The organism is Agathobaculum massiliense (assembly GCF_900291975.1).
In the GTDB taxonomy this organism is placed as follows: Bacteria; Bacillota; Clostridia; order Oscillospirales; family Butyricicoccaceae; genus Agathobaculum; species Agathobaculum ammoniilyticum.
In genome coordinates, this window is record NZ_OMPN01000001.1 from 2,424,068 (window position 1) to 2,446,405 (window position 22,338).

The window sequence follows — 22,338 nt, forward strand, 5'->3', positions numbered from 1 at the left end:
AAACAGAGAAAAGGGACGACGGATATGGATAAGAAAACAGGCGGTGCAAGGGCGTATATGGGGATACTGCTGTCCGGCGTTTTGGCCGGCATGATGATCTCGGTTGGCGGGACGGTATATTTATCGGTGGACAGCAAGGTGGTCGGCGCTTCGCTGTTCAGCATCGGATTGTTTTTTGTGGTTTCCATGCGGCTGTGGCTGTATACCGGCAAGATCGGGTATCTGTTCCGCGGCGGACACGGCTATGCCGCGAAGCTGCTGCTGACGCTTGCGGGAAATTTTGCGGGCGCATTCGGCACAGCGCTGCTGCTTCGGCAGACGCGCGCAGCGGCAAATCTGGTTGGACGCGCGGCTGAGCTGAGTGCGGTAAAGCTGCAGGACGAGCCGGTCAGCGTTTTTATCCTAGCGGTGTTCTGCGGCGTGCTGATGTACATTGGCGTGAATGGGTTTGGCGTTTTTGAGCTTGCACTGGGCAAATACGCTGCGGTATTTTTGGCCGTTGCAGTGTTCATCCTTTCCGGCTTTGAGCACTGTGTTGCCAATATGTTTTATTATTCGCTGGCCGGCGTGTGGGACAGCGGGCAGGCGTGGCTGTCCATGGCGGTCATGGTACTGGGTAATTCGGCAGGTTCGGTCGTTGTGGCGGAGGGATACCGCGCCGCACAGAAGCTGCAGGACGCGGCATAACTCCACATAATAACACGAAAAAGCGCTTCGACACGCAGGGACCGTGCCGGAGCGCTTTTAAGGATACTATATAGCAGGCCGGCCGTTTTTATAGGACGGAATCGGGACATTGCGGATTGTTTCGAGCGTGTATCAGACGAATAAGTAGGTATAATCACAGTAAGGCTTAAAGCACAAGCCTTGATCGCGATAGTTATAGATAAACTTTTTCAGCATAAATTTGCAGAGCATAGCACGCGGTTCAACGGCTCTTGCGAAGGCTTAGCGAACATTTTAAGCGTGCTTAACATTGCCGCGCGGACAGGAAAACCGCCTGCGGCTGGTCGCCGCAGGCGGTTGGGAAAGCCTGTTTGCGCGTTATTTCATGTAACCGCCCTGCATGGGGGATACCGCGTGCTCGGAGAAGATCTTGAGCACGCCGGAGGTGTATTTCGCCGGCTTCGGCTGCCACTTGGCGCGGCGCGTGGCCAGGATTGCCTCCATTTCGGCGGGCGTTTTTTCCTCGCCGTTCACACCGACGATCGCAAGCACGCGCGCGGGGATATCGATGCGGATAAGGTCGCCCTCCTCGACCAGCGCGATCGGGCCGCCGCTGGCCGCCTCGGGCGAAACGTGGCCGATGGACGGGCCGGTGGACGCGCCGGAGAAGCGTCCGTCCGTGATCAGGGCGATCGAGCGACCAAGCTCCTTGTCGGACGAAATCGCCTCCGAGGTGTAGAACATTTCAGGCATGCCGGAGCCCTTGGGGCCTTCGTAGCGGATGAACACCGCGTCTCCGGGCTGGATTTTGTGGGTCAGGACCGCGTCGATCGCCTCTTCCTCGCTGTCGAATGGGCGGGCGCGCAGCGTCGCCTGGAACATCTCCTTGGGGCAGGCCGTATGCTTGATGACCGCCCCTTCGGGCGCGAGGTTGCCCTTAAGAATCGCGATCGCGCCGTCCGTGCCGATCGCCTTGTCAAATGGGCGAATAACGTCGTCGCGGGTCACGCCGTGCGCGGCGCAGTATTCGTCGCACTTGTCATAGAAGCCGTTGGCGCGCAGCTCTTCCAGGTTTTCGCCCAGCGTTTTGCCGGTGACGGTCATCGCGTCGAGGTGCAGCATGGACTTGATCTCCTCCATGATGCGCGGCACGCCGCCCGCGTAATAGAAATACTGCGCCGGCCACTTGCCCGCCGGACGGATATCGAGCAGATAATGCGCGCCGCGGTGCATGCGGTCAAACAGCTCGGCATCCAGCTCGATGCCGAACTCATGCGCAATCGCAGGCATATGGATGAGCGAGTTGGTGGAGCCGGAGATCGCCGCATGCACCATGATGGCGTTCTCGAACGACTCGCGCGTGACGATATCGCGCGGCTTGAGACCGGCTTGCGCAAGACGCATGACCTGCTCGCCCGCGCGGCGCGCAACGTCGCGCAGGTCCTCGCAGGTGGCGGGCATGAGCGCCGAACCGGGCAGCATCAGGCCGAGCGCCTCGCCCATGACCTGCATGGTGGAGGCGGTACCCATGAACGAGCACGCGCCGCAGGAGGGGCAGGCGTGCTGCTTGTAATAGGTGAGCTGTTCCTCGGTGATCTCGCCGCGCTGGCACATGGCGCTGTATTTGCCGATCTGTTCGAGCGTCAGCAGGTCGGGACCCGCGTCCATGACGCCGCCCGTGACCAGGATGGAAGGCATATTGACGCGGCCGATCCCCATCAGGTGCGCGGGTACCGCCTTGTCACAGGAGGCCACAAAAATACCGCCGTCAAACGGCGTCGCGCCCGCGTGTATCTCGATCATGCTGCAGATCGTGTCACGCGAGGCGAGCGAATAGTTGATGCCGTCATGCCCCTGCGCCATACCGTCGCAGATATCCGTGGCAAAATAGCGGGCGGGCTGGCCGCCCGCCTGCTTGACGCCATCCGCCGCGCGGTCAACCAGCTCAAGCAGATGAGCGCTGCCCGGGTGGCTGTCGCCGAATGTGCTCTCGATCATGATCTGGGGCTTGGACAGATCCTCCACCGTCCAGCCCATGCCCATGCGCAGCGGGTCCTGCTCCGGCGCGAGCTTGCGAATCTCCTGACTTATCATACCAGTTCCGCTCCTTTTCTCTCAAACGTGTTTTGCCTGATTGTTTTACGCACCCATCAAATTCATCTGATGACTTTAAGCTTATTATAGACGCTTCCAGTAGGACAAGTCAATAATAAAACAAAAAATCGGGAAAATAACACAAACAAAAAATAAAGAAGATGGAATATATCTGATGATTTGGGGAGGAAATGCTGGGAAGTGCTTGCGCGCGCCGGTTGGTTGGGATACAATAGAGACAGGAAAGGAGGCGGCACCATGGCGGAGGATAACCGGTCGCTGGCCGGCCAGACAGCGGACGCGCTGATCGCATATATCGTGGACAGAGGGCTGGAGCAGGGGGACCGGCTGCCCAACGAAAGGGAACTGTCCGGCCTGCTGGGAGTGGGGCGCAGCACGCTGCGGGAAGCGGTGCGCATGCTGTCCTCGCGCAATATCCTGGAGGCGCGGCAGGGGGCGGGGGTGTTCGTCAGCGGGAACACCGGCGTATCGGACGATCCGCTGGGCTTCACTTTTATCCGTGATAAACAGAAGCTGGCTGCCGACTTGGTGGAGTTCCGCATGATGCTCGAGCCCCGTGTTGCCGCGTTGGCCGCGCTGCGCGCTACCCCCGCGCAGGCGGACGAGCTGGCCGCGCTGGCGCTGGCCGTCGAGCAGCGGTATGCTGCCGGCGCGCGGCACACGCAGGAGGACGCCGCGTTCCATGCCAAGCTCGGCGAGCTGAGCGGCAATGTGGTGATTCCGAATCTGGAGCCGATCATTCTGGGGGCGATCGATCTGTTTATCGACCTGACGGACGCACGCCTGAAGGAAGAAACGATCAGCTCGCATCGTGCCATCGTGGAGGCTGTCCGTGCAAACGACCCGATTGCCGCAGAGGATGCAATGACGCTGCACCTGGTCTATAACCGGAACCGCCTGCGCGGGCTGCTGGCACGGGATGGGCAAACAGGGGATACAAAAGAGCGGCGGTAAGTTTTTACCGCCGCTCTTTGGCTGGCGTGGGTGTGGTTATAGAGGTCCCGTCTGCGCGCTGAAGCATGTCTGGAGCAGGGCGGTGCAGCCGGCTGTGATATCCAGCCAGGTCTGCTCAAAGTCGCGGGTGTACCAGGGATCGGCAACATCGCGGGGCTGGGCGGTGAAATCAAGCAGCAGGCACAGTTTATGGTCAGGATCGCTGCCGCAGATGCGGCGCATCGCCTCGAGGTTGCGGCGGTCCATGCCGATCAGAAGGTCGTAGGTCTGGTAGTCCGCCGCCTGCAGCAGGCGGGCGGTTTTTCCGTCACATCGTATCCCGTGCTCGGCCAGCTTGCGGCGCGCTAGCGGGTAGACGGGATTGCCGAGCTCCTCCGCACTCACAGCGGCGGAAGCGACTTGCGCGCAGCCGGACAGGCCGGCGCGCTGCAGCAGGTCGTTCATTACGAACTCGGCCATGGGGCTGCGGCAGATATTGCCGTGGCACACGAATAATATTTTTGTCATTCTTTATAACTCCTGAGATCTGATTAAAGGCCTTGAACCTCTTTGTTAAGTGCAGATATTGCTAACTTTTTGTTATAATCAAATATACGCGATGGCGCCGCGCCTGTCAAGCGGCTGCGGCCGCATACACTTTTTCCATAAGCACATGCTTAGGCTTTGCTTGCCGCAGGCGTGCGCCCGCTGGAACGCATGGTCGAGCTGGAAGGCCACGCGCGGCAGATAGCCGGCATCCTCCAGCAGCGTGAACAATGGGAAGAAGATCGCCATGGGCGGCAGCATGACAGATACGACGGTCGCCAGCACGCGCCATACGCCATCGGCCAGCATGGAAACAACAAAGGGAGGAAGCCCGAGCGCGGACAAGCCGGCCGCGATCGGCGCGGTCAGGCCCAGCAGGTGCGTGCCGAGCCATTCGCTTGGCACATTTGCGCCGAACAGGGTGATATAAAAGACCAGGGCGAGCAGGAGGAGCATGAGCGGGATTCCCAGGCGGCGGCTCATCAGGATGCGGTCGAGCTGCCGGTCGCGGGCGCAGGCAGCCTCCGGTACCTGGACACAGGTGAGGGCGATCTCCTCCGCGCGCAGCGCGGCCGCGGCGGTTACCATGTCGTCGAATTGCTGTCCGGTCAGGCCGCCGGGCGGGTGCAGCGCGAGCGTGGCAAGCGCTTCGCCGCGTGTACCGCCCACCCGCTGCAGCGCGTTTTCGATCACATCCGGATAGCGGATCGCAGCGACCGGACCGGACGAATCGTTTTCCAGCACGCAGCATACCGCCTGCGTGAGCTGCGGCAGGCCGCGTCCGCGCCGCGCAGCGCAGGGGACGACTGGAATGCCCAGCTCGCGCTGCAGGGCTTCGGTGTTGATTCGGATACGCTTTTTGCGCGCTTCATCCATCAGATTGAGGCAGAGTACGGCGTTCGGCATGACCTCGAGTACCTGCAGGACCAAAATCAGATTGCGTTCCAGGCAGGTCGCGTCCGCAACAAGGATGGCTGCGTCCGCATCGCCGGAGGCGAGGAAATCGCGGGCAACGCGCTCCTCAGAGGAGCGGGCGCGCAGGGAATAAGTACCGGGCAGGTCGACCAGCGTCAGGCCTGTATCGCCGCAGCGCATCACGCCGTATGCGTTTGCAACGGTTTTGCCGCTCCAGTTCCCAGTGTGCTGGCGGCTGCCGGTGAGCGCGTTGAACACCGTCGATTTGCCTACGTTCGGGTTGCCGGCCAGCGCGACCACCGGCGCTCCGGTGCGCTGCCTCAAGGGACCACCCCGACTTCGATCTGTGCGGCGTCGCTTTTCCGCAGGGCGATGACCGCGCCGCGGATCAGGTAGGCGGTGGGATCACCCGCGGCGGCGCGCTGTATGCAGGTCACCCGCGTCCCGTCAACCAGGCCGAGATCCTGCAGGCGGCGGCGCATTCCGCCCGAGAGGTGTAACGTGCGCACGCGCGCGCCCATCCCTTCCGGCAGGTCGGGCAGCGGGAAAAAGGTTTCATGGTTCATGCTATCATTCCCTATTTAGGATTTGGCCGCGCTTTCCGCAGGGAAAGGGCGGTTACTTCATGCTATGCGGCGGGGGGGCGGCGTGACATCCGGAGCGCGGCAAAACCCCGCGCCGCAGCGGAGCGCAAAAAAGAAAAACGCCGCGTCAGCGGCATTTTTCGGTCGTATCAGGGTTATTCGGCGGAGGATAGCATCAGCTTGATGCGGTTCTCTTGGTTTATTTTTGACGCGCCGGGGTCGTAATCGACCGCGACGATGTTCGCCTGCGGATACAGTTCTCGGATTTTTCGGATCATCCCTTTGCCGGCAATGTGGTTGGGCAGGCAGCCGAACGGCTGGGTGCAAACGATATTGGTCACGCCCTCGGTAATCAACTCGACCATCTCGGCGGGCAGCAGCCAGCCTTCGCCCATTTTTACGCCCGGCCCGATGATGTCGAGCGCTTTTTTGCGCACCTCTTCAAACGGCATGGGCGGGCGGAAGTTGCCGTCCCGCTTCATCAGGCGGATGATATCCGCCTGCTTGCTGAGCAGGAACTGGTAAATCACCTTATAGGTCGCGGCGCGCGCCCCCGAGCGGCCGTATAGCTCATGGTCGATGACCGAGTTGTAGACTGAGTACATACAGAAGTCCATCAGACCGGGGAGGACAGGCTCGCAGCCCTCGGAGAGCAAAAACGCTTCCAATTGGTTGTTGCCGAGCGGGGAGAATTTGACATAAATCTCGCCCACGATGCCGACCATCTTCTTTTTTTGCGATTTGTCCAGCTTGATCTTGCCGAAAACCTGCAGCACATACCGGTACAGGTGCTTGACTTCGCCGTAGCGGATGATGCGGTCGCTGGTAAAGCGCGAGGTGACCGCGCTCATGCAGATGTCGATCGCCTTATCGGTCGAGCCGGGAACGCATTCATAAGGGCGGCACTGGTTGGCGACCATCATGATCAGATCGCCGATCAGCAGCGCGTAGGCGATCTGCATGACCATAGTTTTGGTCAGCTTGAAGCCGGGGTTGATGTCCGCCTCGAGTCCAGCGAAGTTGAGCGATATGACGGGAATAAACCCGTATCCGTTTTTATCCAGCGCCTTACGCAGCAAATGGATATAGTTGGAGGCGCGGCAGCCGCCGCCCGTCTGCGGTAGAATGAGCGCGACCTTATGGATGTCATACTTGCCGGATTCGATCGCGTCCAGCAGCTGGCCGATGACCAGCAGGGCCGGATAGCAGGTGTCGTTATGCACGTTGCGCAGACCCTGCTCCGCGATGTTCGGGCCTTCGGTATGCAGCAGCTCCATGTTGTAGCCGTAGTTTTTCATCAGGCGGCACATCAAGCCGAGCTGGACTGGCAGCATGTTGGGTACCAGGATGGTATAATCCTTGCGCATTTCCTCAGTGAACCGCGGCCGCTCCGGAGGGTTAGCTGATATGTTGTTGTTCTGCAAGCTTTCTGCCCTCCTCTACTGCGGCCAGCATGCTGCGGATGCGGATTTTGGCCGCGCCCAGGTTGCTGATCTCGTCAATTTTAAGCTGTGTATAGATTTTGCCGCCGTCTTCACAAATAGCGCGCATTTCGTCCGTTGTGATCGCATCGATGCCGCAGCCGAACGATACGAGCTGGATGAGCTGCGCGTTTTCCTTGCGTGTGACATACTTCGCCGCGCCGTACATGCGGGAATGGTAGGTCCACTGGTTGAGCACATGGACCTCCGGTACCTTGGCAAGCTGCCAGACCGCGTCCTCGGACACGATAACCATGTTGAATGAAGCAATGAGCTGGTCGATGCCGTGGTTGATCTCAGGATCGACGTGGTACGGCCGGCCTGCGATGACCGCGATATCCAGCCCGTGCGTGTCCGCGTAGGCGATGGCCTTCTGCCCCTCGATGCGGATCTGTGCATAATAGTCCGCCAGCGCCTGATACGCGGCCTGGGACGCAGCGGCCACCTGCTTTTTCTTCAGTCTGGGGTATTTCCCGCAAAAGTACTTGACCGCCTGCTGGACAAAGCGCTTGGGTTCGGTCAGTTCAAAATACGGCATCATAAAGTCAAAGTCCTGCAGCGCGCTCACGTTGGCCTTGAGCAGCTCGGGATAATAGGCCACAACCGGACAGTTGTAGCAGTTGGTGGCGCGGCCCTCGTCGATGTTATAGGTCATGCAGGGATAGAAAATCGCGTCCACACCCTTGTCGAGCAGGTTTTCGATATGCCCGTGCATCAGCTTGGCCGGATAGCAGACCGTGTCCGACGGGATGGAGTGCTGCCCGCGCATATACATATCGCGCGTGGATACGTCGGACAGTACGGTTTCAAAGCCGAGCGCGCGCAGGAACGTGGTCCAGAACGGCAGCAGCTCATACATATTCAGGCCGAACGGGATGCCGATTGTGCCATTCGGCATGGGCTTACCGCTCGGCTCGCCCATGCTCTTGAGCTTTTCGAGCTTCCATTTATACAGGTTGGGCAGCTCGGCCTTCTTTGTGCCGCCGAGCGGCCGTTCGCAGCGGTTGCCCGAGATGAACCGCCGCCCGCCGCCGAAATCGTTGACCGTCAGGCTGCAGTGGTTCTCGCACAGGCCGCAGCGCGCGGATTTGACCGTGTGGCGGAAATGGGAAAGCACGTCCATGCCAATCAGCGTGGTTTTAGCGGGACGGTTGTCCTTGGCGTGCAGCGCGGCGCCGTATGCGCCCATCAGGCCGGAGATCGCGGGACGGGTCACGTCGCGGCCGATCTCCTGCTCGAACGAGCGTAGGATGGCGTCGTTGAGGAAGGTGCCGCCCTGCACCACGATGTGCTGGCCGAGGTCATCCGGCGAGTGAGCGCGGATGACCTTGTACAGCGCGTTTTTGACGACCGAAACCGACAGGCCGGCCGAGATCGCGTCGATGCCCGCGCCGTCCTTCTGCGCCTGCTTGACCGACGAGTTCATGAATACCGTGCAGCGCGAGCCAAGGTCGATCGGGTGCTGGGCGAACAGGCCGAGCTTGCAGAATTCCTCGATTGAATAGCCCATCGAGCGGGCAAAGGTTTCGATGAACGAGCCGCAGCCGGACGAGCAGGCCTCGTTGAGCGAAATATTATCAATGCATTTGTTGCGGATCTTGAAGCATTTGATATCCTGCCCGCCGATATCGATGATGAAGTCCACGTCCGGACAGAAGTGGCGCGCCGCGCGGAAGTGCGCGACCGTTTCGACCAGGCCGAAATCCACGCCGAAGGCGTTCTGGATGAGCGCCTCGCCGTAGCCCGTGACTGCGCTGGACACGATATGCACGCGGTCGCCGCACAGCTCATAGAGCTTGGTGAGCTGCTCGCGGATCACGTCGGCCGGATTGCCCTTATTGGACTGGTAATGGTGGAACAGGATCTGATGGTCTTCACCGATTAATACCAATTTGGTAGTTGTTGAACCGCAATCGATGCCCAGATAAGCGTCGCCCTGATAAACGGTCACGTTTTCCGTCATTACGTCGTGTACCCCGTGGCGGCGCTTGAAGGCCTGGTATTGCTCGTCGTTTTCAAACAGCGGCGGCAAGTATTGGGCCACCAGAGGCGCGGCCGCGGCCTTTTCCAGCGCTTCCAGCAGGGAATCGACGGAATAGGTGGAGCGGGTGTCTTTGGCATATTCCGCCGCGCCCGCCGCGATAGCATAGGGGGCGAGCGCCGGAAAATGCGCATGGTCGTCGTCGAGCTGCAGGGTTTTCTGGAATTGTCGCTGCAGGCATTTGAAAAAAAACAGCGGACCGCCGAGGAAGAGGACGTCCCCCTTGATCTCGCGCCCCTGCGCAAGCCCCGCGACCGTCTGGTTAACGACCGCCTGGAAAATGGAGGCGGCAACATCCTCCTTGCGTGCGCCCTCATTGAGCAGCGGCTGGATATCCGACTTGGCGAACACACCGCAGCGGGAAGCGATAGTATAGATACGCTCCGCGCCCTGCGCCAGTTCGTCCAGTTCGGTGGGCGTCACGTCAAGCAGGATCGCCATTTGGTCGATGAAAGCGCCCGTGCCGCCGGCGCAGGAGCCGTTCATGCGCTCCTCCAGCTGGCCGGTCAGGAAAACGATCTTCGCATCCTCGCCGCCCAGCTCGATAACCACGTCGGCCTGCGGGACATGGACGCCGACCGCCTTGCGGGTGGCGAATACCTCCTGCACAAAGTCGATACCCGACGCCTTGGCAACGCCGAGGCCAGCCGAGCCGGTGATCGCGCAGTGGATAACGGCGTCCTCACCGATCAGGCTGCGGGCATTTGTCACAAGCTCGACAGCCTTTTCGCGCACCTTGGAAAAGTGGCGCTCATAATGTTTGTGGATAATCTCCCCATCGCGCACGACAACGATCTTAACGGTCGTCGAGCCGATGTCGATTCCTACGTTTACATTCATAAGTATCCTTTTTCTCCCGTGTAAAAAACAATGCGCCGCAAGACGCATGGAAAATTGCGGCAAGATGCGTTCTGCGTTGCAGAAAACAGGGGTTTTCGCTGGGAAATGCTTTCCTGAACTGGTATAAATGGGGGAAAGCCGCCGCAAGACCGCAATCTTACTTATTTAATATATACGCGCATGGGAGAAATGTCAATCCACTGTAAAGGTGCGGGGCTGCCGAAAATACGCCTTGACAAAGCGCGTATTTTTATATAAAATAGACTGCGTAAATGAATAAATTTCCTTATCGAGAGCGGTGGAGGGAACGGCCCTGTGAAACCCGGCAACCTGCGCAAATCCATGCGTAAGGTGCCAAATCCGGCGTATGAACACGAAAGATGAGGGGGCAAAACGCACTTTTCGCTCCCAAAAGGGAGCGTTTTTTGTTGCTCTCCCGAAAAATGCAGAAAGGAATAAAATCGCTATGGCACATCATTTTTTTACATCGGAATCCGTCACGGAGGGGCATCCGGACAAGATCTGCGACCAGATTTCGGACGCAATCCTTAACGAAATCTTAACGAGCGACCCGTACGCGCGCGTGGCCTGCGAAACGACCTGCACGACCGGCATGGTACAGGTCATGGGCGAGATCTCCACGACCTGCTATGTGGATATCCCCAGGGTCGTGCGCGACACGATTCGGGAGATCGGCTACGACCGCGCCAAGTACGGCTTTGACTGCGACACCTGCGCGGTGCTGACCTCGATCGATGAGCAGTCGCCCGACATCGCTCTGGGCGTGGATAGCTCGCTGGAGCGCAAAGCGGGCGCGGCTGACGCGGACCTCGCCATCGGCGCGGGCGACCAGGGCATGATGTTCGGCTACGCGTGCGATGAAACACCCGAGCTGATGCCGCTGCCCATCTCGCTGGCGCATAAGCTGGCCAAGCGTCTGGCCGAGGTGCGCAAGAACGGCATGTTCGACTACCTCCGGCCGGATGGCAAAAGCCAGGTCACGGTCGAATATGATGAAGATGGGCAGCCGGTGCGGGTCGATACCGTTGTGCTTTCCACCCAGCACAGCCCCGAGGTGTCCCTCCAGCAAATCCGCAAGGACATGGTTGAGCAGGTGATCCGTCCGGTCATCCCGAGTCATCTGCTGGATGAAAACACCAGATACTATATCAACCCGACTGGCCGCTTTGTCATCGGCGGCCCGCAGGGAGACTCCGGCCTGACCGGACGGAAGATCATCGTCGATACCTACGGCGGCATCGGCAGGCACGGCGGCGGCGCGTTCTCCGGCAAGGACCCGACCAAGGTGGACCGTTCCGCGGCGTATGCCGCGCGCTGGGTAGCGAAGAATATCGTCGCAGCGGGGCTGGCGCGGCGCTGCGAGCTACAGTTGGCCTATGCGATCGGCGTAGCGGAGCCGGTATCCATCATGGTGGAAACGTTCGGAACGGGTGTGGTTGACGAGGGCCGGCTGGCCGAGGCCGTGCGCCGCGTGTTCGACCTGCGTCCGGCGGCACTGATCGAAACGCTTGACCTGCGCCGGCCGATCTACAAGCAGCTCGCCGCCTATGGCCACATGGGGCGCGAGGAGCTGGGCGTCAAGTGGGAGCAGACCGATAAGGTGGAGGAGCTGAAAAAGGCGCTCGACTGAACGGGCGGCCGCAGACAAAAGGACTGTTTTGGAGGCGGTAACAGATGACGGAAGAGGAAAAGATTTTTGCGGGCAAGCTGTTCGACGCGCGTACTAGGGAACTGCGGGATATCAAGCATAAGGCGCATATCCTGTGCCAGCGGTTCAATCAGATGGACGAGTATGATGCGGCGCGGCTGCCAGTCGTGCGTGAGTTTATCGGCGCGATCGGGGAAAAATATTATTTTCAGGGGCCGATTCAGTTCAACTATGGTTCGCATACCTTTATTGGGGAAAACTTTTTCTGCAATTTTAACCTAACCGTGATGGATGACGCGCGCATTTATATCGGCGATAATGTGATGCTTGGACCGAACGTTTCACTCATGGCGACCAACCACCCGCTGATTGCAGCGGAACGTACCAGCATGCGCTATCCGGATGGGCATGTTTCCATGTCCGAATATGCAGAAGATATCCATATTGGAAACGATGTTTGGATCGCAGCGAACGCTGTGGTGCTGGGCGGTGTGACGATTGGTGATGGAGCGGTCATCGGCGCGGGCAGTGTGGTGACAAAGGATATTCCAGCGGGCTACCTTGCTGTCGGCGTGCCGTGCAGACCGCTGCGCCCCATCACCGAAGCGGACTCCAAGATGGAACTGCTTTAGTAGGAAAAACAAAAAGCTCTGCCAACATACTGGCAGAGCTTTTTGTTTCAACCAGTAGAGCCGCCTGATTTCACGGCTCTACTTGCCTTACTTAAAAGATACGCCTGTATATAGCCAGTCAACGCAAATCGAAGTGCGGCTTCCATTCAGCGAACAGAAGGTGCGTACTACACACATGGACCACAGGCCGGTAGATGGGTTCTGAATCCGAATGTTCATCCAGTGCATTTCGCGAGAGTGGCTGAAAAGCGTATCGTCCAGCACCATACGCGTAGTAATGGTCGTATTGTCATTCGTTTGAATATCAAATACACCTCCGTCGTAGATGCTGACGCGGCGTATATCTGCCAGCACTGAAGTGCCGGTCTCTTTTGGGCGGATCGATAACCGTATTGCATCGGCTGAAACATACTCCGCTGACAAAGTTAGCGCGTCAAGAGGAACTTCCGTCGTACTGCCGGCTTTGGACAGGTCGGCATTATACGTGATGGAGGTGCCACGCAAATTGGGGCTCACAATATCCTGCGCGGAGGTTTTAAAACGCAATTTATAAGAGGTGACGGTGTCCTCTGCTATTTCAATGGCTGGTGCAGGACCGGTATCGCCCTTTTCACCAGCCTCGCCCTTTGCGCCCTGCGGACCGGCAGGGCCGGCGGGGAGGACGAAATCCAGAGATATGCCGGTATCGGTTTCATTTGCCAAAACGCCCGCTGTATCACCGGCAGTTACCGTTCCAACGGTTACGGTGGGCGTAGCACCGGTTGCGCCTTGCGGACCGGTATCGCCCTTTTCACCAGCCTCACCTTTTACGCCCTGCGGACCGGCAGGGCCGGCGGGAAGGACGAAATCCAGAGATATGCCGGTGTCGGTCTCATTTGCCAAAACGCCCGCTGTATCACCGGCAGTTACCGTTCCAACGGTTACGGTGGGCGTAGCACCGGTTGCGCCTTGCGGACCGGTATCGCCCTTTTCACCAGCCTCACCCTTTGCGCCCTGTGGACCGGCAGGGCCGGCGGGGAGGACGAAATCCAGAGATATGCCGGTATCGGTCTCATTTGCCAAAACGCCCGCTGTATCACCGGCAGTTACCGTTCCAACGGTTACGGTGGGCGTAGCGCCGGTTGCGCCCTGCGGACCGGTATCGCCCTTTTCACCAGCCTCACCCTTTGCGCCCTGTGGACCGGCAGGGCCGGCGGGAAGGACGAAATCCAGAGATATGCCGGTGTCGGTCTCATTTGCCAAAACGCCCGCTGTATCACCGGCAGTTACCGTTCCAACGGTTACGGTGGGTGTAGCACCGGTTGCGCCCTGCGGACCGGTATCACCCTTTTCGCCCTGTAGCCCTCGCTCGCCCTGTGGACCCTGTTCACCTTGCGGCCCTTGTTCGCCTTGCGGACCGGGACAGCCCATATCCCCTTGCGGGCCTTGTGGGCCTCTTTCCCCAGCAAAGCCTTGTTCACCCATCGGGCCTTGTTCTCCGGCTGGCCCACGTTCGCCAGGTTCACCTTTATCCCCTTTGGGGCCTGCTGGCCCTACAGGACCGGCGTCTCCTTTCGGGCCGGCCGGACCCCTGTCACCCTGCGGGCCCATGGGACCCGGATTGCCGCGCGGCCCCTGCGGTCCGACAGCACCTGGATCACCCTTTGGCCCCATATCACCACGGACACCTTGTGGCCCTCGCGGCCCTTGAAGCCCCATCATTCCTCTTGGACCAACAGGACCAGGGCAGCCCATTTCACCCTTTTCACCGCGGGCTCCCTGAGGTCCGCGTTCCCCCCGTGGCCCCTGTGGTCCTTGCGGCCCCTGCGGACCTTGTGGCCCCGGAATGAAATGATCTTCGCTTGACATGGAGGGGCAGCAGGATTTATATCCATAACAATTCATAATAGTCAACCTTCGCTTGAATAGATTCTCAGACTTGGAGGTAACCATATTATGCGTACGGCATTTTATTCTGGAGAACAACGCGCCTCCAAGCATTATCATTCTATTCCGGCCCTGACAGCTTTGCTCTCCCATTCTGTTTGCTGATAACACCGCAATTCAGCCTATTCGGCCCATGGGCTCATAAATGTGCGGATACGCGCGGGTGCGTATTGACTTTCCTTCATAAAAGAGGTACGCTGATGGTATTCAACCATCGGGAAGGAGAATGAATATGCAGGTATTGGAAAACAAACGGTTCAAGGTGACGGTTAACGAAATGGGCGCGGAGCTGACCAGCTTTTATAGCAAAAAGGACGGTACGGAATATATCTGGCAGGCCGATCCGGCTGCATGGAAGCGCCATGCGCCGATCCTGTTCCCAATTGTGGGGCGGCTCAAGGATAAGACCTATACAGTCAGCGGTACGGCGTATGAAATCACACAGCATGGCTTTGGCCGCGATCTGGAATGGCGTGCGAACCGCGTGGGCGATACCTGCGTGGAGTTCCTGCTGCAACAGAGCGAATATACGAAAAAAATGTATCCGTGGGACTTTGCCTGTACGGTGCGCTATACGCTGGAGGGCGCGACGCTGAAAAAGGAGCATGCGGTCCGCAACCAAAGTGATACGCCGATGTACTACGAGGTCGGTGGGCATGACGCCTATACGTTGTGCTGGAAGACGGGGGAGCAGATCACGGATTACGCTGTGGAATTCGAAGGGGTGCAGGCGCTGCATCCGGTAATCACGGATGAAAACGTAATGCTGAGCAGGGAGCATGGCGACCTGCCGCTCGTGGACGGCTGTCTGCCAATCGGCAGGGAGACATTCCGCGCGGACGCGATGATCCTGGATGATTTGCCGGTACGGCGCGCCTCGATTGTTTGCCGGAAAAATGACAAGCGGGTGACCATGGACTTTTCGGACTTTCCGTACTTTGCACTATGGAGCCCTTATAAGGATTTTGACGTGCCGTTTGTCTGCCTTGAGCCCTGGAGTACCCTGCCGGATGGCGGCTATCTGGATCACGCGATCGAAAACAAGGTGGGCGTGCGCGTCCTGCAGCCCGGGCAGGAAGAAACGCTTTCGTTCTCCACAACAATAACCGACTGAGGCGGAGCGGCATGAGTGCTGCGCGTGCAGGCACAGCATACGGCGGTGCGGCTTGATAGGATCGTGATTGTGCTGCGGCAAAGCGAGGCGAGGGTTAGATGGGGAAAAGAAAAGGCTTGATAATAGGGGCGATAGCGGTTCTGCTTTTAGCAGTTGCCTGCAAAGTGGCAGACGCCTACCTCTCCTATCCGATTCAACCGGATATGGCCAACCTGACAGAACATATCTCAAAATTCTATAACAGAGGGAGAAAAACGGAGGTTTCCCCCTATATTGCGCTGTATGACAGCGTGAATATTGGCGATAAAACCTACTGCCTGATGGAGATTGGCGAAGATTTGGATTTCGGCAGCGTGGCTTTGGAAAAAAGTGTGTTTGGCCGGTATAGGATAGCCCGCATGTCGTATGGTGGCGGACATTTTAGGGACGGCATTATTGAAAGCGGTGGGAAAAAGTATTTTTTGTTTGCGGGCAGGGATATCACGGCCCGAATTTGCAAAGCCACAGCTTTAATCGGCGGTGAGCGCTATGAATTATATACGCCGGAACAAAAAGATCATTTTTTGCTTTGTACAGAGATCAGCGATCAGGCGCAGGAAAAACATGTGGATCGAAGCGAAATAACGTTTTATGATAAAAACAACAGGGATATAACCGACCAATATAATTTATCCGGCGGCGGTATCTAAACGCTCGGTTGCCCGCCTGCGGCGGATGCCCCGCGTTGCACTATCCGAATATATACGCTTTCAACCGGCTCCGGCTCATACCGGAGCCGGTTTGCATATCTGAATTTTCCATTGCGCAAACTACTTGACAAAATGGTCCGGTTGCCGTATACTGACCATAGAACACACCCCCTCCTGGGGGAGGGGAATAAGGATGGGAGATCCAGATATGAAGCAAAGATTCCGCGTCGGCGGCATGAGCTGCGCAGCTTGTTCGGCGCATGTGGAAAAAAGCGTTTCGGCGGTGCCGGGCGTTTCCGAGGTACAGGTCAACCTGCTCGCAGGCAGCATGGCCGTGCAGTATGACGAAACCGTATGCGATGCGCAGAAGATCATCCATGCGGTAGAGTCCGGCGGCTATACTGCGGCGGCGGACGACGGGAAGCAGCAGGCCGCGCCCGCGCAGGACCCGAAAGCGAACGACGAGCTCAGGGAAATGAAAACGCGTATCGTCGTTTCCGCGGTATTCCTGATTATTTTAATGGTGTTCTCCATGGGGCCGATGCTCGGCCTGCCGCTGCCCGCGTTCGTCAGCGGCACGGAGAATGCGTTCGCGCTTGCGCTGGTGCAGTTCCTCCTCACCCTGCCCATCGTTTTTATCAACCGCAAATACTACATCAACGGTTTTAAGACGCTGCTTCATCGCGCGCCGACCATGGACGCGCTGATCGCGGTTGGTTCGGGCGCGGCGCTGGTGTACGGCGTTTATGCTCTGTTTCAGATCGGCTATGCGTGCGCGGCGGGCGATATGCATACGGTACACACCTATGCGCACGACCTGTACTTTGAGTCCGCAGGCATGATCCTGACGCTTGTTACGCTTGGCAAATTCTTTGAAGCGCGTGCCAAGCGCAAGACCGGCGAGGCCATCGCCGCGCTCATGGACCTGCGGCCGCAGACGGCAAATGTGCTGCGCGGCGGGCAGGAGGTTTCCGTCCCGATCGAGGAGGTGTGCGTGGGCGATCTGGTGGTCGTGCGCGGCGGGCAGTCCGTTCCGGTGGATGGCGAGATCACGGAAGGGAACGCTTTCCTGGACGAAAGCGCGATCACCGGCGAGAGCATGCCGGTCGAAAAGCATACGGGAGACGCTGTTATCGGCGCGACGGTATCCAAGAGCGGCTATTTTGTGATGAAAGCCGCCCGCGTGGGCGATGACACCACGCTGTCGCAGATCATCCGGTTGGTCGAGGAGGCGGGCGCCTCCAAGGCGCCGATCGCCAAGCTGGCGGATAAGGTCGCGGGCGTGTTCGTGCCGGTCGTGATGGGGATTGCGCTGCTTACCGCCATCGTCTGGCTGATGTATGGCGAAACGCCCAGCTTCGCGCTCACCCGCGCGATCGCGGTGCTGGTTATATCCTGCCCCTGTGCGCTGGGGCTGGCAACGCCGGTCGCCATCATGGTCGGCACGGGCGTGGGTGCGAAGAACGGCGTGCTGTTCCAGTCGGCCGAGGCGCTGGAGAACCTGCATAACGTAAACAGTGTGATTCTGGACAAAACCGGCACGGTGACGCAGGGGCGTCCGGTCGTGACCGATGTCAAATCCTTTGGCGTGGAGCCGGACGACCTGCTCTCTCTCGCCTTATCGATCGAAGCGAAAAGCGACCATCCGCTTGCGGACGCGGTCGTGCGGTATGCGCGGGAGCGCAGGGTGCGGGAACGCACGGCGACGGACTTCGAGATGGTGGAAGGGCAGGGCGTGCGCGCCCGCATCGACGGGGTACCCTGCATGGCGGGCAACCGCCGCATGCTGCTGGCAAACGGGCTTGCGCTGTCTCGGTCCGCGCAGCAAATGGGCGAGGCGCTTGCCGCGGCGGGAAAAACACCGCTGTATTTTGCAGCAAACCGGCAGGTGGTTGGCATTTTTGCCGTGGCGGATGTCCTCAAGCCGACCAGCCGTGCGGCGGTCGAAGCGCTGCAGCGGCTGAATATCGAGGTCACGCTCCTGACGGGTGATAACCAGGCGACCGCTCGTTCGATTGCGGGCGAGCTGGGCGTCAGGGATGTTGTCGCCGAGGTGCTGCCGCAGGATAAGGAGCGCGTGGTACGCGAAAAGCAGGAACAGGGCCGCAAGGTCGCCATGATCGGCGACGGCATCAACGACGCACCGGCGCTCGCCCGCGCGGACGTGGGCATCGCGATCGGCGCGGGGACGGACGTTGCGATTTCCTCCGCAGATGTGGTGCTGATGAAAAGCGACCTGATGGACGCGGTCGATGCGATACGTTTGTCGCGCCGCACCATGCGGAATATCCGGCAGAACCTGTTCTGGGCGTTTTTCTATAACTGCATTGGCATCCCGATCGCGGCGGGCGTGCTGTGGCTGCCACTGCATATCGGCCTCAGCCCCATGATTGGCGCGGCGGCCATGAGCCTGAGTTCGGTCTGCGTGGTGTCCAACGCGCTGCGGCTCAAGTTTTTCCAAAGTACCCCTAAGCCGGCGGTCGAGCCGGATCAATATTTCGTATTGCCAAAGGAGGAAGCAAAAATGAAAAAGGTGATCAAGATCGAGGGAATGATGTGCGAGCATTGTGTCGCGCACGTCAAAAAGGCGCTGGAGGTGTTCCCAGGCGTGGCCGTCGAGGTGGACCTGAAGAACGGTACGGCTACCCTGCAGGGCGACGTGATACCGGACGAGGCCAAGCTGACCGAGGCGGTGGAACAGGCCGGCTATAAGGTGGTCGGCTTTGCATGAGGGCTGACAGAAAAAAGGTGGAGCCGCTCCTGCGTACCGCGCGGGGACAGCTCGACGGCGTGCTGAAAATGATCGAGTGCGACCGCTACTGCATGGATATCGTCACCCAACTGCAGGCGGTCGAATCACTGGTACACAAGGCGCAGCGTGAGGTGCTGCACGCGCACCTGTCCGGCTGCGTGCAGGAGGCGTTTGAAACGGGCGACGAGCAGGCGCGCGAGAAAAAGATCGACGAGATCATCAAGCTGCTCGACCGGTCATGACCGTGCGGCTGCCCGAATCGCTTGCACCTGTGCCGGACGCGGCGGAACGGTTCGCATGGGCCGAGCAGGAGGAGCGGACGGTTGAGGGGCTGCATCTCTGCGGCGCGGATCTGTCCGGCACATGCTATGAGGGGCTGCGGCTGCGCAGCGTGTTGTTTGAGAATTGCCGGCTGACCGGATGCCGCTGGGAGCGTGCGGATTTGGGCAACGTCGTGTTCCGGCGCTGCGAGCTGTCGAACAGCGGCTGGCGGGACGCTTTCTGGGAGCGCACGGTCTTTGAGGACTGCAAGGCGGTGGGGGCGGGCTTTGCCGAAACCGGATGGCGGCAGGCCGCGTTCGCGGCCTGTGCGCTCGCCTATGCGACGTTTGACCGCGCGCGCCTGCGCGAGGTGGCCTTTTCCGATTGCGACCTCAGCCATGCTGCGTTTCACGAATGCACCTGGAAGCGGCTGAGCCTGGACAAAACACGCCTGCGGGAAGCCAGCTTCCTGCACACGCCGCTCGCGGGGCTCGACCTGACCGGCTGTGAGCTGGACGGGCTTGTGGTTTCGGACACCAATGCCGAGCTGCGCGGCGCGATTGTGACAGCGGAGCAGGCGGCCATGCTGGCAAAGCGTTTGGGGCTGGTGATAAAAGAATAGGAAAACTCGTGCCGCGGGATTCCGCGGCACGAGTTTTTTGACAGCATGGATGAAGGCGGCATATCCGCGCCGCCTTACAGAAATGCTTGCAGCGCGTCGAGCAGCCGGTCCATCTGTTCGTCCGTGCCGATCGTAATGCGCAAATAATTTTCGATGCGCGGCAGCCTGAAATAGCGAATATAGATATTTTTTTGCCGCAGATATTCAAAAATGACCGGCGCTTCCTTTTTGGGATGCGTGACGAACAGGAAGTTGGTCAGGGAGGGGAGGACGGTAAAGCCCAGCCCGCGCAGCGCTGCGGCCGAACGGTCGCGCGTCTCCGCCACCCGCCGGCAGGTCTCCTGAAAATACCGCTCATCCTCGACCGAGGCTTGCCCCGCCGCGAGCGCGAGCACATCCATTGTATAGGAATTGTAGGAGTTTTTGACCGCTTCGAGCGTGGAGATCAGCACCTCTGAGCCAAGTGCGTAGCCGATGCGCATACCCGCGAGAGAGCGGGATTTGCTCATGGTCTGCACGACCAGCAGGTTTTCGTATTTGCCGAGCAGGGGTACGGCGCTTTGCGCGCCGAAGTCGACATAGGCCTCGTCGATGATAACCACGCAGTCCTGGTTATGCTGCAAAAGATCCTCAAGGAAATCCAGCGTTACGCCGCGTCCGGTCGGCGCGTTTGGATTGGGAAGGATAACGCCGCCGTTCGGCTGGTCGTAGTCGCGGACGCGCACACGGAAATCCCCGTCCAGCGGCACGGTTTCGTAAGGGATGCGGAACAGATTGCACCAGACCGGATAGAACGAATAGGTGATATCCGGATAAAGGACCGGCCGGTCCGAGCAGAAAAACGCCTGAAAGGCAAGCGCAAGCACATCGTCTGAGCCGTTTCCGAGGAACACCTGCGCGGGTTTTACGCCGAAGCGTCCGGCCAGCGTGGACTTGAGCGCCTTGCCGTTTGCGTCCGGATAGAGGGCGAGCTGGGCGGCGTCGAAGCGGCGCAGGATTTCCTGTACGCACGGCGCGGGCGGATACGGGTTCTCATTGGCGTTCAGCTTGATGATATCGGCGGCCTGTGGCTGCTCGCCCGGCACATAGGGGTCGATTTTGCGGAGCTTATCGAGAAAAGGCTTGTCCATAAGGCACTCTCCTGTTGCAGTTTGTTGACTGCGGATAGTTTATCACAGTAAAGCGAAAAAGTCAAGCCCTGTTTGTGTTGGACTGCCAGGTGTGGTATAATCAACACATATAGAAATGCATACGCCCGCATCCCCTGTAAACCTGACTGGATGGAGGAAAAGAACGCTATGTACCAACCCTTAGCCGATAAGCTGCGCCCGCAGACGCTGGACGACGTGGTCGGCCAGCGGCACCTGCTCGGTCCGAACGGCTTGCTGCGCCGCGTGATCGAGAGCGGAAATATCCCCAACCTGATCTTTTACGGCCCGTCCGGCGTGGGCAAGACCACGGTTGCGTCCATCATCGCAAAGCAGACCGACCGCAAGCTGTATCACCTGAACGCCACGACTGCGGGCATCGCGGATATCAAGGCCATCATCGACGAGCTGGACACCTTCCTCGCCCCCAATGGCGCGCTGGTTTATCTGGACGAGATCCAGTATTTCAACAAAAAGCAGCAGCAGAGCCTTCTTGAGTTCATAGAAACGGGTAAAATGACGCTGGTCGCGTCCACGACCGAGAATCCGTATTTTTATATTTACAACGCGATCCTCAGTCGCTGCACGGTATTCGAGTTCAAGCCGGTCGGTCCGACGGATATGAAGCGCGCGGTCGAGCGGGCGCTTGCGCTCGCCATCGGGGAGCGGGACATCCCTGTCGAGGACGGAGTAGCCGCGCACATCGCGCAGGCGGTCGGCGGCGATGTGCGCAAGGCACTGGGCGCGGTTGAACTGCTTGTTCTGGGCGCGGGGGAAAGCGGTGTCACCCTTGCAGATGCGGAGCAGGCCGCCCAGCGCTCGCATATGCGGTACGACCGCGATGGGGATAGCCACTATGATATCCTGTCCGCGCTACAGAAGTCCATCCGCGGGTCGGATCCGGACGCGGCGCTGCATTACCTCGCGCGTCTGCTGGAGGCAGGGGACATGATCTCCGCCGCGCGGCGCATGCTGGTCATCGCGAGCGAGGATGTGGGGCTGGCCTATCCGCAGTGCGTGGCCATCGTTAAGGCGTGTGTGGACAGCGCGTTCCAGCTTGGACTGCCGGAGGCGCGGATTCCGCTGGCTGAGGCGACTGTGCTTATGGCGACCGCGCCGAAATCGAACAGTGCGCTGATGGGGATGGAAGCGGCTCTTGCAGATGTCCGCGCAGGCCGGACCGGCGACATCCCCGCGCATATCAGGGACGCGCATTACGGCGGCGCGGCCAAGCTGGGACGCGGACTGACCTACCGGTATCCGCACGACTTCCCGCACCATTGGACCGCGCAGCAATATCTGCCGGACGAGCTGAAAGGCGCGCGGTATTATGAGTACGGACCCAACAAGACCGAGCAGGCGGCCAAGGCGTATTGGGAGAAAATAAAAGGGTAGCGGACAGAA

Annotated in this window: 18 protein-coding genes and 1 riboswitch; of the genes, 10 read left to right on the forward strand and 8 right to left on the reverse strand. The window is 59.4% G+C overall.

The window, feature by feature from the left end; genetic code table 11:
- Positions 1 to 24 precede the first annotated feature (24 nt).
- A complete protein-coding gene (locus DBQ51_RS12345) occupies positions 25 to 687 on the forward strand; it encodes a formate/nitrite transporter family protein (RefSeq protein ID WP_107631694.1) in 663 nt (220 codons plus the stop codon).
- A gap of 357 nt (positions 688 to 1,044) precedes the next feature.
- Here DBQ51_RS12345 and ilvD read toward each other — a convergent pair whose 3' ends face one another.
- Positions 1,045 to 2,760, reverse strand: coding sequence for a dihydroxy-acid dehydratase (gene ilvD / locus DBQ51_RS12350; RefSeq protein WP_107631695.1), 1,716 nt, complete (start codon positions 2,758 to 2,760; stop codon positions 1,045 to 1,047).
- A gap of 258 nt (positions 2,761 to 3,018) precedes the next feature.
- On the opposite strand from ilvD, the gene DBQ51_RS12355 reads away from it, so the two are divergent.
- Positions 3,019 to 3,735, forward strand: a complete 717-nt coding sequence (locus tag DBQ51_RS12355) for a FadR/GntR family transcriptional regulator (protein WP_054326391.1) — start codon at positions 3,019 to 3,021, stop codon at positions 3,733 to 3,735.
- 36 nt (positions 3,736 to 3,771) lie between these two features.
- On the opposite strand, the gene DBQ51_RS12360 is transcribed toward DBQ51_RS12355, so the two are convergent.
- The 5 genes from DBQ51_RS12360 to DBQ51_RS12380 all read right to left on the reverse strand — a co-directional run bounded on the left by DBQ51_RS12360 (position 3,772) and on the right by DBQ51_RS12380 (position 10,121).
- Positions 3,772 to 4,242 (reverse strand): low molecular weight protein-tyrosine-phosphatase, encoded by a 471-nt coding sequence (locus DBQ51_RS12360; protein ID WP_054326392.1) that lies wholly within the window; start codon positions 4,240 to 4,242, stop codon positions 3,772 to 3,774.
- A 78-nt stretch (positions 4,243 to 4,320) separates the two neighbouring features.
- Positions 4,321 to 5,499, reverse strand: coding sequence for a FeoB small GTPase domain-containing protein (locus tag DBQ51_RS17230; protein WP_242977927.1), 1,179 nt, complete (start codon positions 5,497 to 5,499; stop codon positions 4,321 to 4,323).
- The gene (locus tag DBQ51_RS12370) at positions 5,496 to 5,741 is read right to left on the reverse strand and encodes a FeoA family protein (protein ID WP_107631696.1); all 246 of its coding nucleotides are present in this window, start codon (positions 5,739 to 5,741) and stop codon (positions 5,496 to 5,498) included. Before DBQ51_RS12370 ends, DBQ51_RS17230 begins: the two co-directional genes overlap by 4 nt.
- Positions 5,742 to 5,914: 173 nt before the next feature.
- Positions 5,915 to 7,183 (reverse strand): 2-hydroxyacyl-CoA dehydratase, encoded by a 1,269-nt coding sequence (locus tag DBQ51_RS12375; protein ID WP_242977929.1) that lies wholly within the window; start codon positions 7,181 to 7,183, stop codon positions 5,915 to 5,917.
- Positions 7,158 to 10,121 (reverse strand): acyl-CoA dehydratase activase, encoded by a 2,964-nt coding sequence (locus DBQ51_RS12380; RefSeq protein WP_082396829.1) that lies wholly within the window; start codon positions 10,119 to 10,121, stop codon positions 7,158 to 7,160. The genes DBQ51_RS12375 and DBQ51_RS12380 overlap by 26 nt, the downstream gene beginning before the upstream one ends.
- A gap of 283 nt (positions 10,122 to 10,404) precedes the next feature.
- Positions 10,405 to 10,508: riboswitch (SAM riboswitch) on the forward strand.
- A 79-nt stretch (positions 10,509 to 10,587) separates the two neighbouring features.
- Here DBQ51_RS12380 and metK point away from each other — a divergent pair.
- Positions 10,588 to 11,772, forward strand: a complete 1,185-nt coding sequence (gene metK / locus DBQ51_RS12385) for a methionine adenosyltransferase (RefSeq protein WP_107631697.1) — start codon at positions 10,588 to 10,590, stop codon at positions 11,770 to 11,772.
- A gap of 44 nt (positions 11,773 to 11,816) precedes the next feature.
- On the forward strand, positions 11,817 to 12,422 hold the full coding sequence (locus DBQ51_RS12390; RefSeq protein ID WP_054326396.1) for a sugar O-acetyltransferase: 606 nt from the start codon (positions 11,817 to 11,819) through the stop codon (positions 12,420 to 12,422).
- Positions 12,423 to 12,509: 87 nt separating this feature from the next.
- Here the strand turns inward: DBQ51_RS12390 and DBQ51_RS12395 are convergent, their stop codons facing one another.
- Positions 12,510 to 13,832, reverse strand: coding sequence for a collagen-like protein (locus DBQ51_RS12395; protein ID WP_242977986.1), 1,323 nt, complete (start codon positions 13,830 to 13,832; stop codon positions 12,510 to 12,512).
- A 748-nt stretch (positions 13,833 to 14,580) separates the two neighbouring features.
- Between DBQ51_RS12395 and DBQ51_RS12410 the strand changes: the two genes are divergently transcribed.
- From DBQ51_RS12410 to DBQ51_RS12430, 5 genes are all read left to right on the forward strand, one after another.
- Positions 14,581 to 15,462, forward strand: a complete 882-nt coding sequence (locus DBQ51_RS12410; protein ID WP_159068178.1) for an aldose 1-epimerase family protein — start codon at positions 14,581 to 14,583, stop codon at positions 15,460 to 15,462.
- A 98-nt stretch (positions 15,463 to 15,560) separates the two neighbouring features.
- Positions 15,561 to 16,151 (forward strand): hypothetical protein, encoded by a 591-nt coding sequence (locus DBQ51_RS12415; protein ID WP_107631699.1) that lies wholly within the window; start codon positions 15,561 to 15,563, stop codon positions 16,149 to 16,151.
- 208 nt (positions 16,152 to 16,359) lie between these two features.
- On the forward strand, positions 16,360 to 18,882 hold the full coding sequence (locus DBQ51_RS12420) for a heavy metal translocating P-type ATPase (protein WP_107631700.1): 2,523 nt from the start codon (positions 16,360 to 16,362) through the stop codon (positions 18,880 to 18,882).
- Positions 18,879 to 19,145: a metal-sensing transcriptional repressor gene (locus tag DBQ51_RS12425; protein ID WP_107631701.1), complete on the forward strand. Its 267-nt coding sequence runs from the start codon at positions 18,879 to 18,881 to the stop codon at positions 19,143 to 19,145. Before DBQ51_RS12420 ends, DBQ51_RS12425 begins: the two co-directional genes overlap by 4 nt.
- Positions 19,142 to 19,786, forward strand: coding sequence for a pentapeptide repeat-containing protein (locus DBQ51_RS12430; RefSeq protein ID WP_054326402.1), 645 nt, complete (start codon positions 19,142 to 19,144; stop codon positions 19,784 to 19,786). The genes DBQ51_RS12425 and DBQ51_RS12430 overlap by 4 nt, the downstream gene beginning before the upstream one ends.
- 74 nt (positions 19,787 to 19,860) lie before the next feature.
- On the opposite strand, the gene hisC is transcribed toward DBQ51_RS12430, so the two are convergent.
- The gene (gene hisC / locus DBQ51_RS12435) at positions 19,861 to 20,916 is read right to left on the reverse strand and encodes a histidinol-phosphate transaminase (protein WP_107631702.1); all 1,056 of its coding nucleotides are present in this window, start codon (positions 20,914 to 20,916) and stop codon (positions 19,861 to 19,863) included.
- A gap of 168 nt (positions 20,917 to 21,084) precedes the next feature.
- Here hisC and DBQ51_RS12440 point away from each other — a divergent pair, with 168 nt between their 5' ends.
- On the forward strand, positions 21,085 to 22,329 hold the full coding sequence (locus DBQ51_RS12440; RefSeq protein ID WP_107631703.1) for a replication-associated recombination protein A: 1,245 nt from the start codon (positions 21,085 to 21,087) through the stop codon (positions 22,327 to 22,329).
- Positions 22,330 to 22,338 lie beyond the last annotated feature (9 nt).

Excerpts from the sequence above, each read along its gene's own strand:
- DBQ51_RS12360 (WP_054326392.1), bottom strand. The coding sequence starts at position 4,242 with ATGACAAAAATATTATTCGTGTGCCACGGCAATATCTGCCGCAGCCCC.
- DBQ51_RS12410 (WP_159068178.1), top strand. The coding sequence starts at position 14,581 with ATGCAGGTATTGGAAAACAAACGGTTCAAGGTGACGGTTAACGAAATG.
- DBQ51_RS12380 (WP_082396829.1), bottom strand. The coding sequence starts at position 10,121 with ATGAATGTAAACGTAGGAATCGACATCGGCTCGACGACCGTTAAGATC.
- ilvD (WP_107631695.1), bottom strand. The coding sequence starts at position 2,760 with ATGATAAGTCAGGAGATTCGCAAGCTCGCGCCGGAGCAGGACCCGCTG.
- DBQ51_RS12395 (WP_242977986.1), bottom strand. The coding sequence starts at position 13,832 with ATGGGCTGTCCCGGTCCGCAAGGCGAACAAGGGCCGCAAGGTGAACAG.
- DBQ51_RS12425 (WP_107631701.1), top strand. The coding sequence starts at position 18,879 with ATGAGGGCTGACAGAAAAAAGGTGGAGCCGCTCCTGCGTACCGCGCGG.
- DBQ51_RS12415 (WP_107631699.1), top strand. The coding sequence starts at position 15,561 with ATGGGGAAAAGAAAAGGCTTGATAATAGGGGCGATAGCGGTTCTGCTT.
- DBQ51_RS12420 (WP_107631700.1), top strand. The coding sequence starts at position 16,360 with ATGAAGCAAAGATTCCGCGTCGGCGGCATGAGCTGCGCAGCTTGTTCG.
- metK (WP_107631697.1), top strand. The coding sequence starts at position 10,588 with ATGGCACATCATTTTTTTACATCGGAATCCGTCACGGAGGGGCATCCG.
- DBQ51_RS12430 (WP_054326402.1), top strand. The coding sequence starts at position 19,142 with ATGACCGTGCGGCTGCCCGAATCGCTTGCACCTGTGCCGGACGCGGCG.
- hisC (WP_107631702.1), bottom strand. The coding sequence starts at position 20,916 with ATGGACAAGCCTTTTCTCGATAAGCTCCGCAAAATCGACCCCTATGTG.
- DBQ51_RS12355 (WP_054326391.1), top strand. The coding sequence starts at position 3,019 with ATGGCGGAGGATAACCGGTCGCTGGCCGGCCAGACAGCGGACGCGCTG.
- DBQ51_RS12440 (WP_107631703.1), top strand. The coding sequence starts at position 21,085 with ATGTACCAACCCTTAGCCGATAAGCTGCGCCCGCAGACGCTGGACGAC.
- DBQ51_RS12370 (WP_107631696.1), bottom strand. The coding sequence starts at position 5,741 with ATGAACCATGAAACCTTTTTCCCGCTGCCCGACCTGCCGGAAGGGATG.
- DBQ51_RS12390 (WP_054326396.1), top strand. The coding sequence starts at position 11,817 with ATGACGGAAGAGGAAAAGATTTTTGCGGGCAAGCTGTTCGACGCGCGT.
- DBQ51_RS12345 (WP_107631694.1), top strand. The coding sequence starts at position 25 with ATGGATAAGAAAACAGGCGGTGCAAGGGCGTATATGGGGATACTGCTG.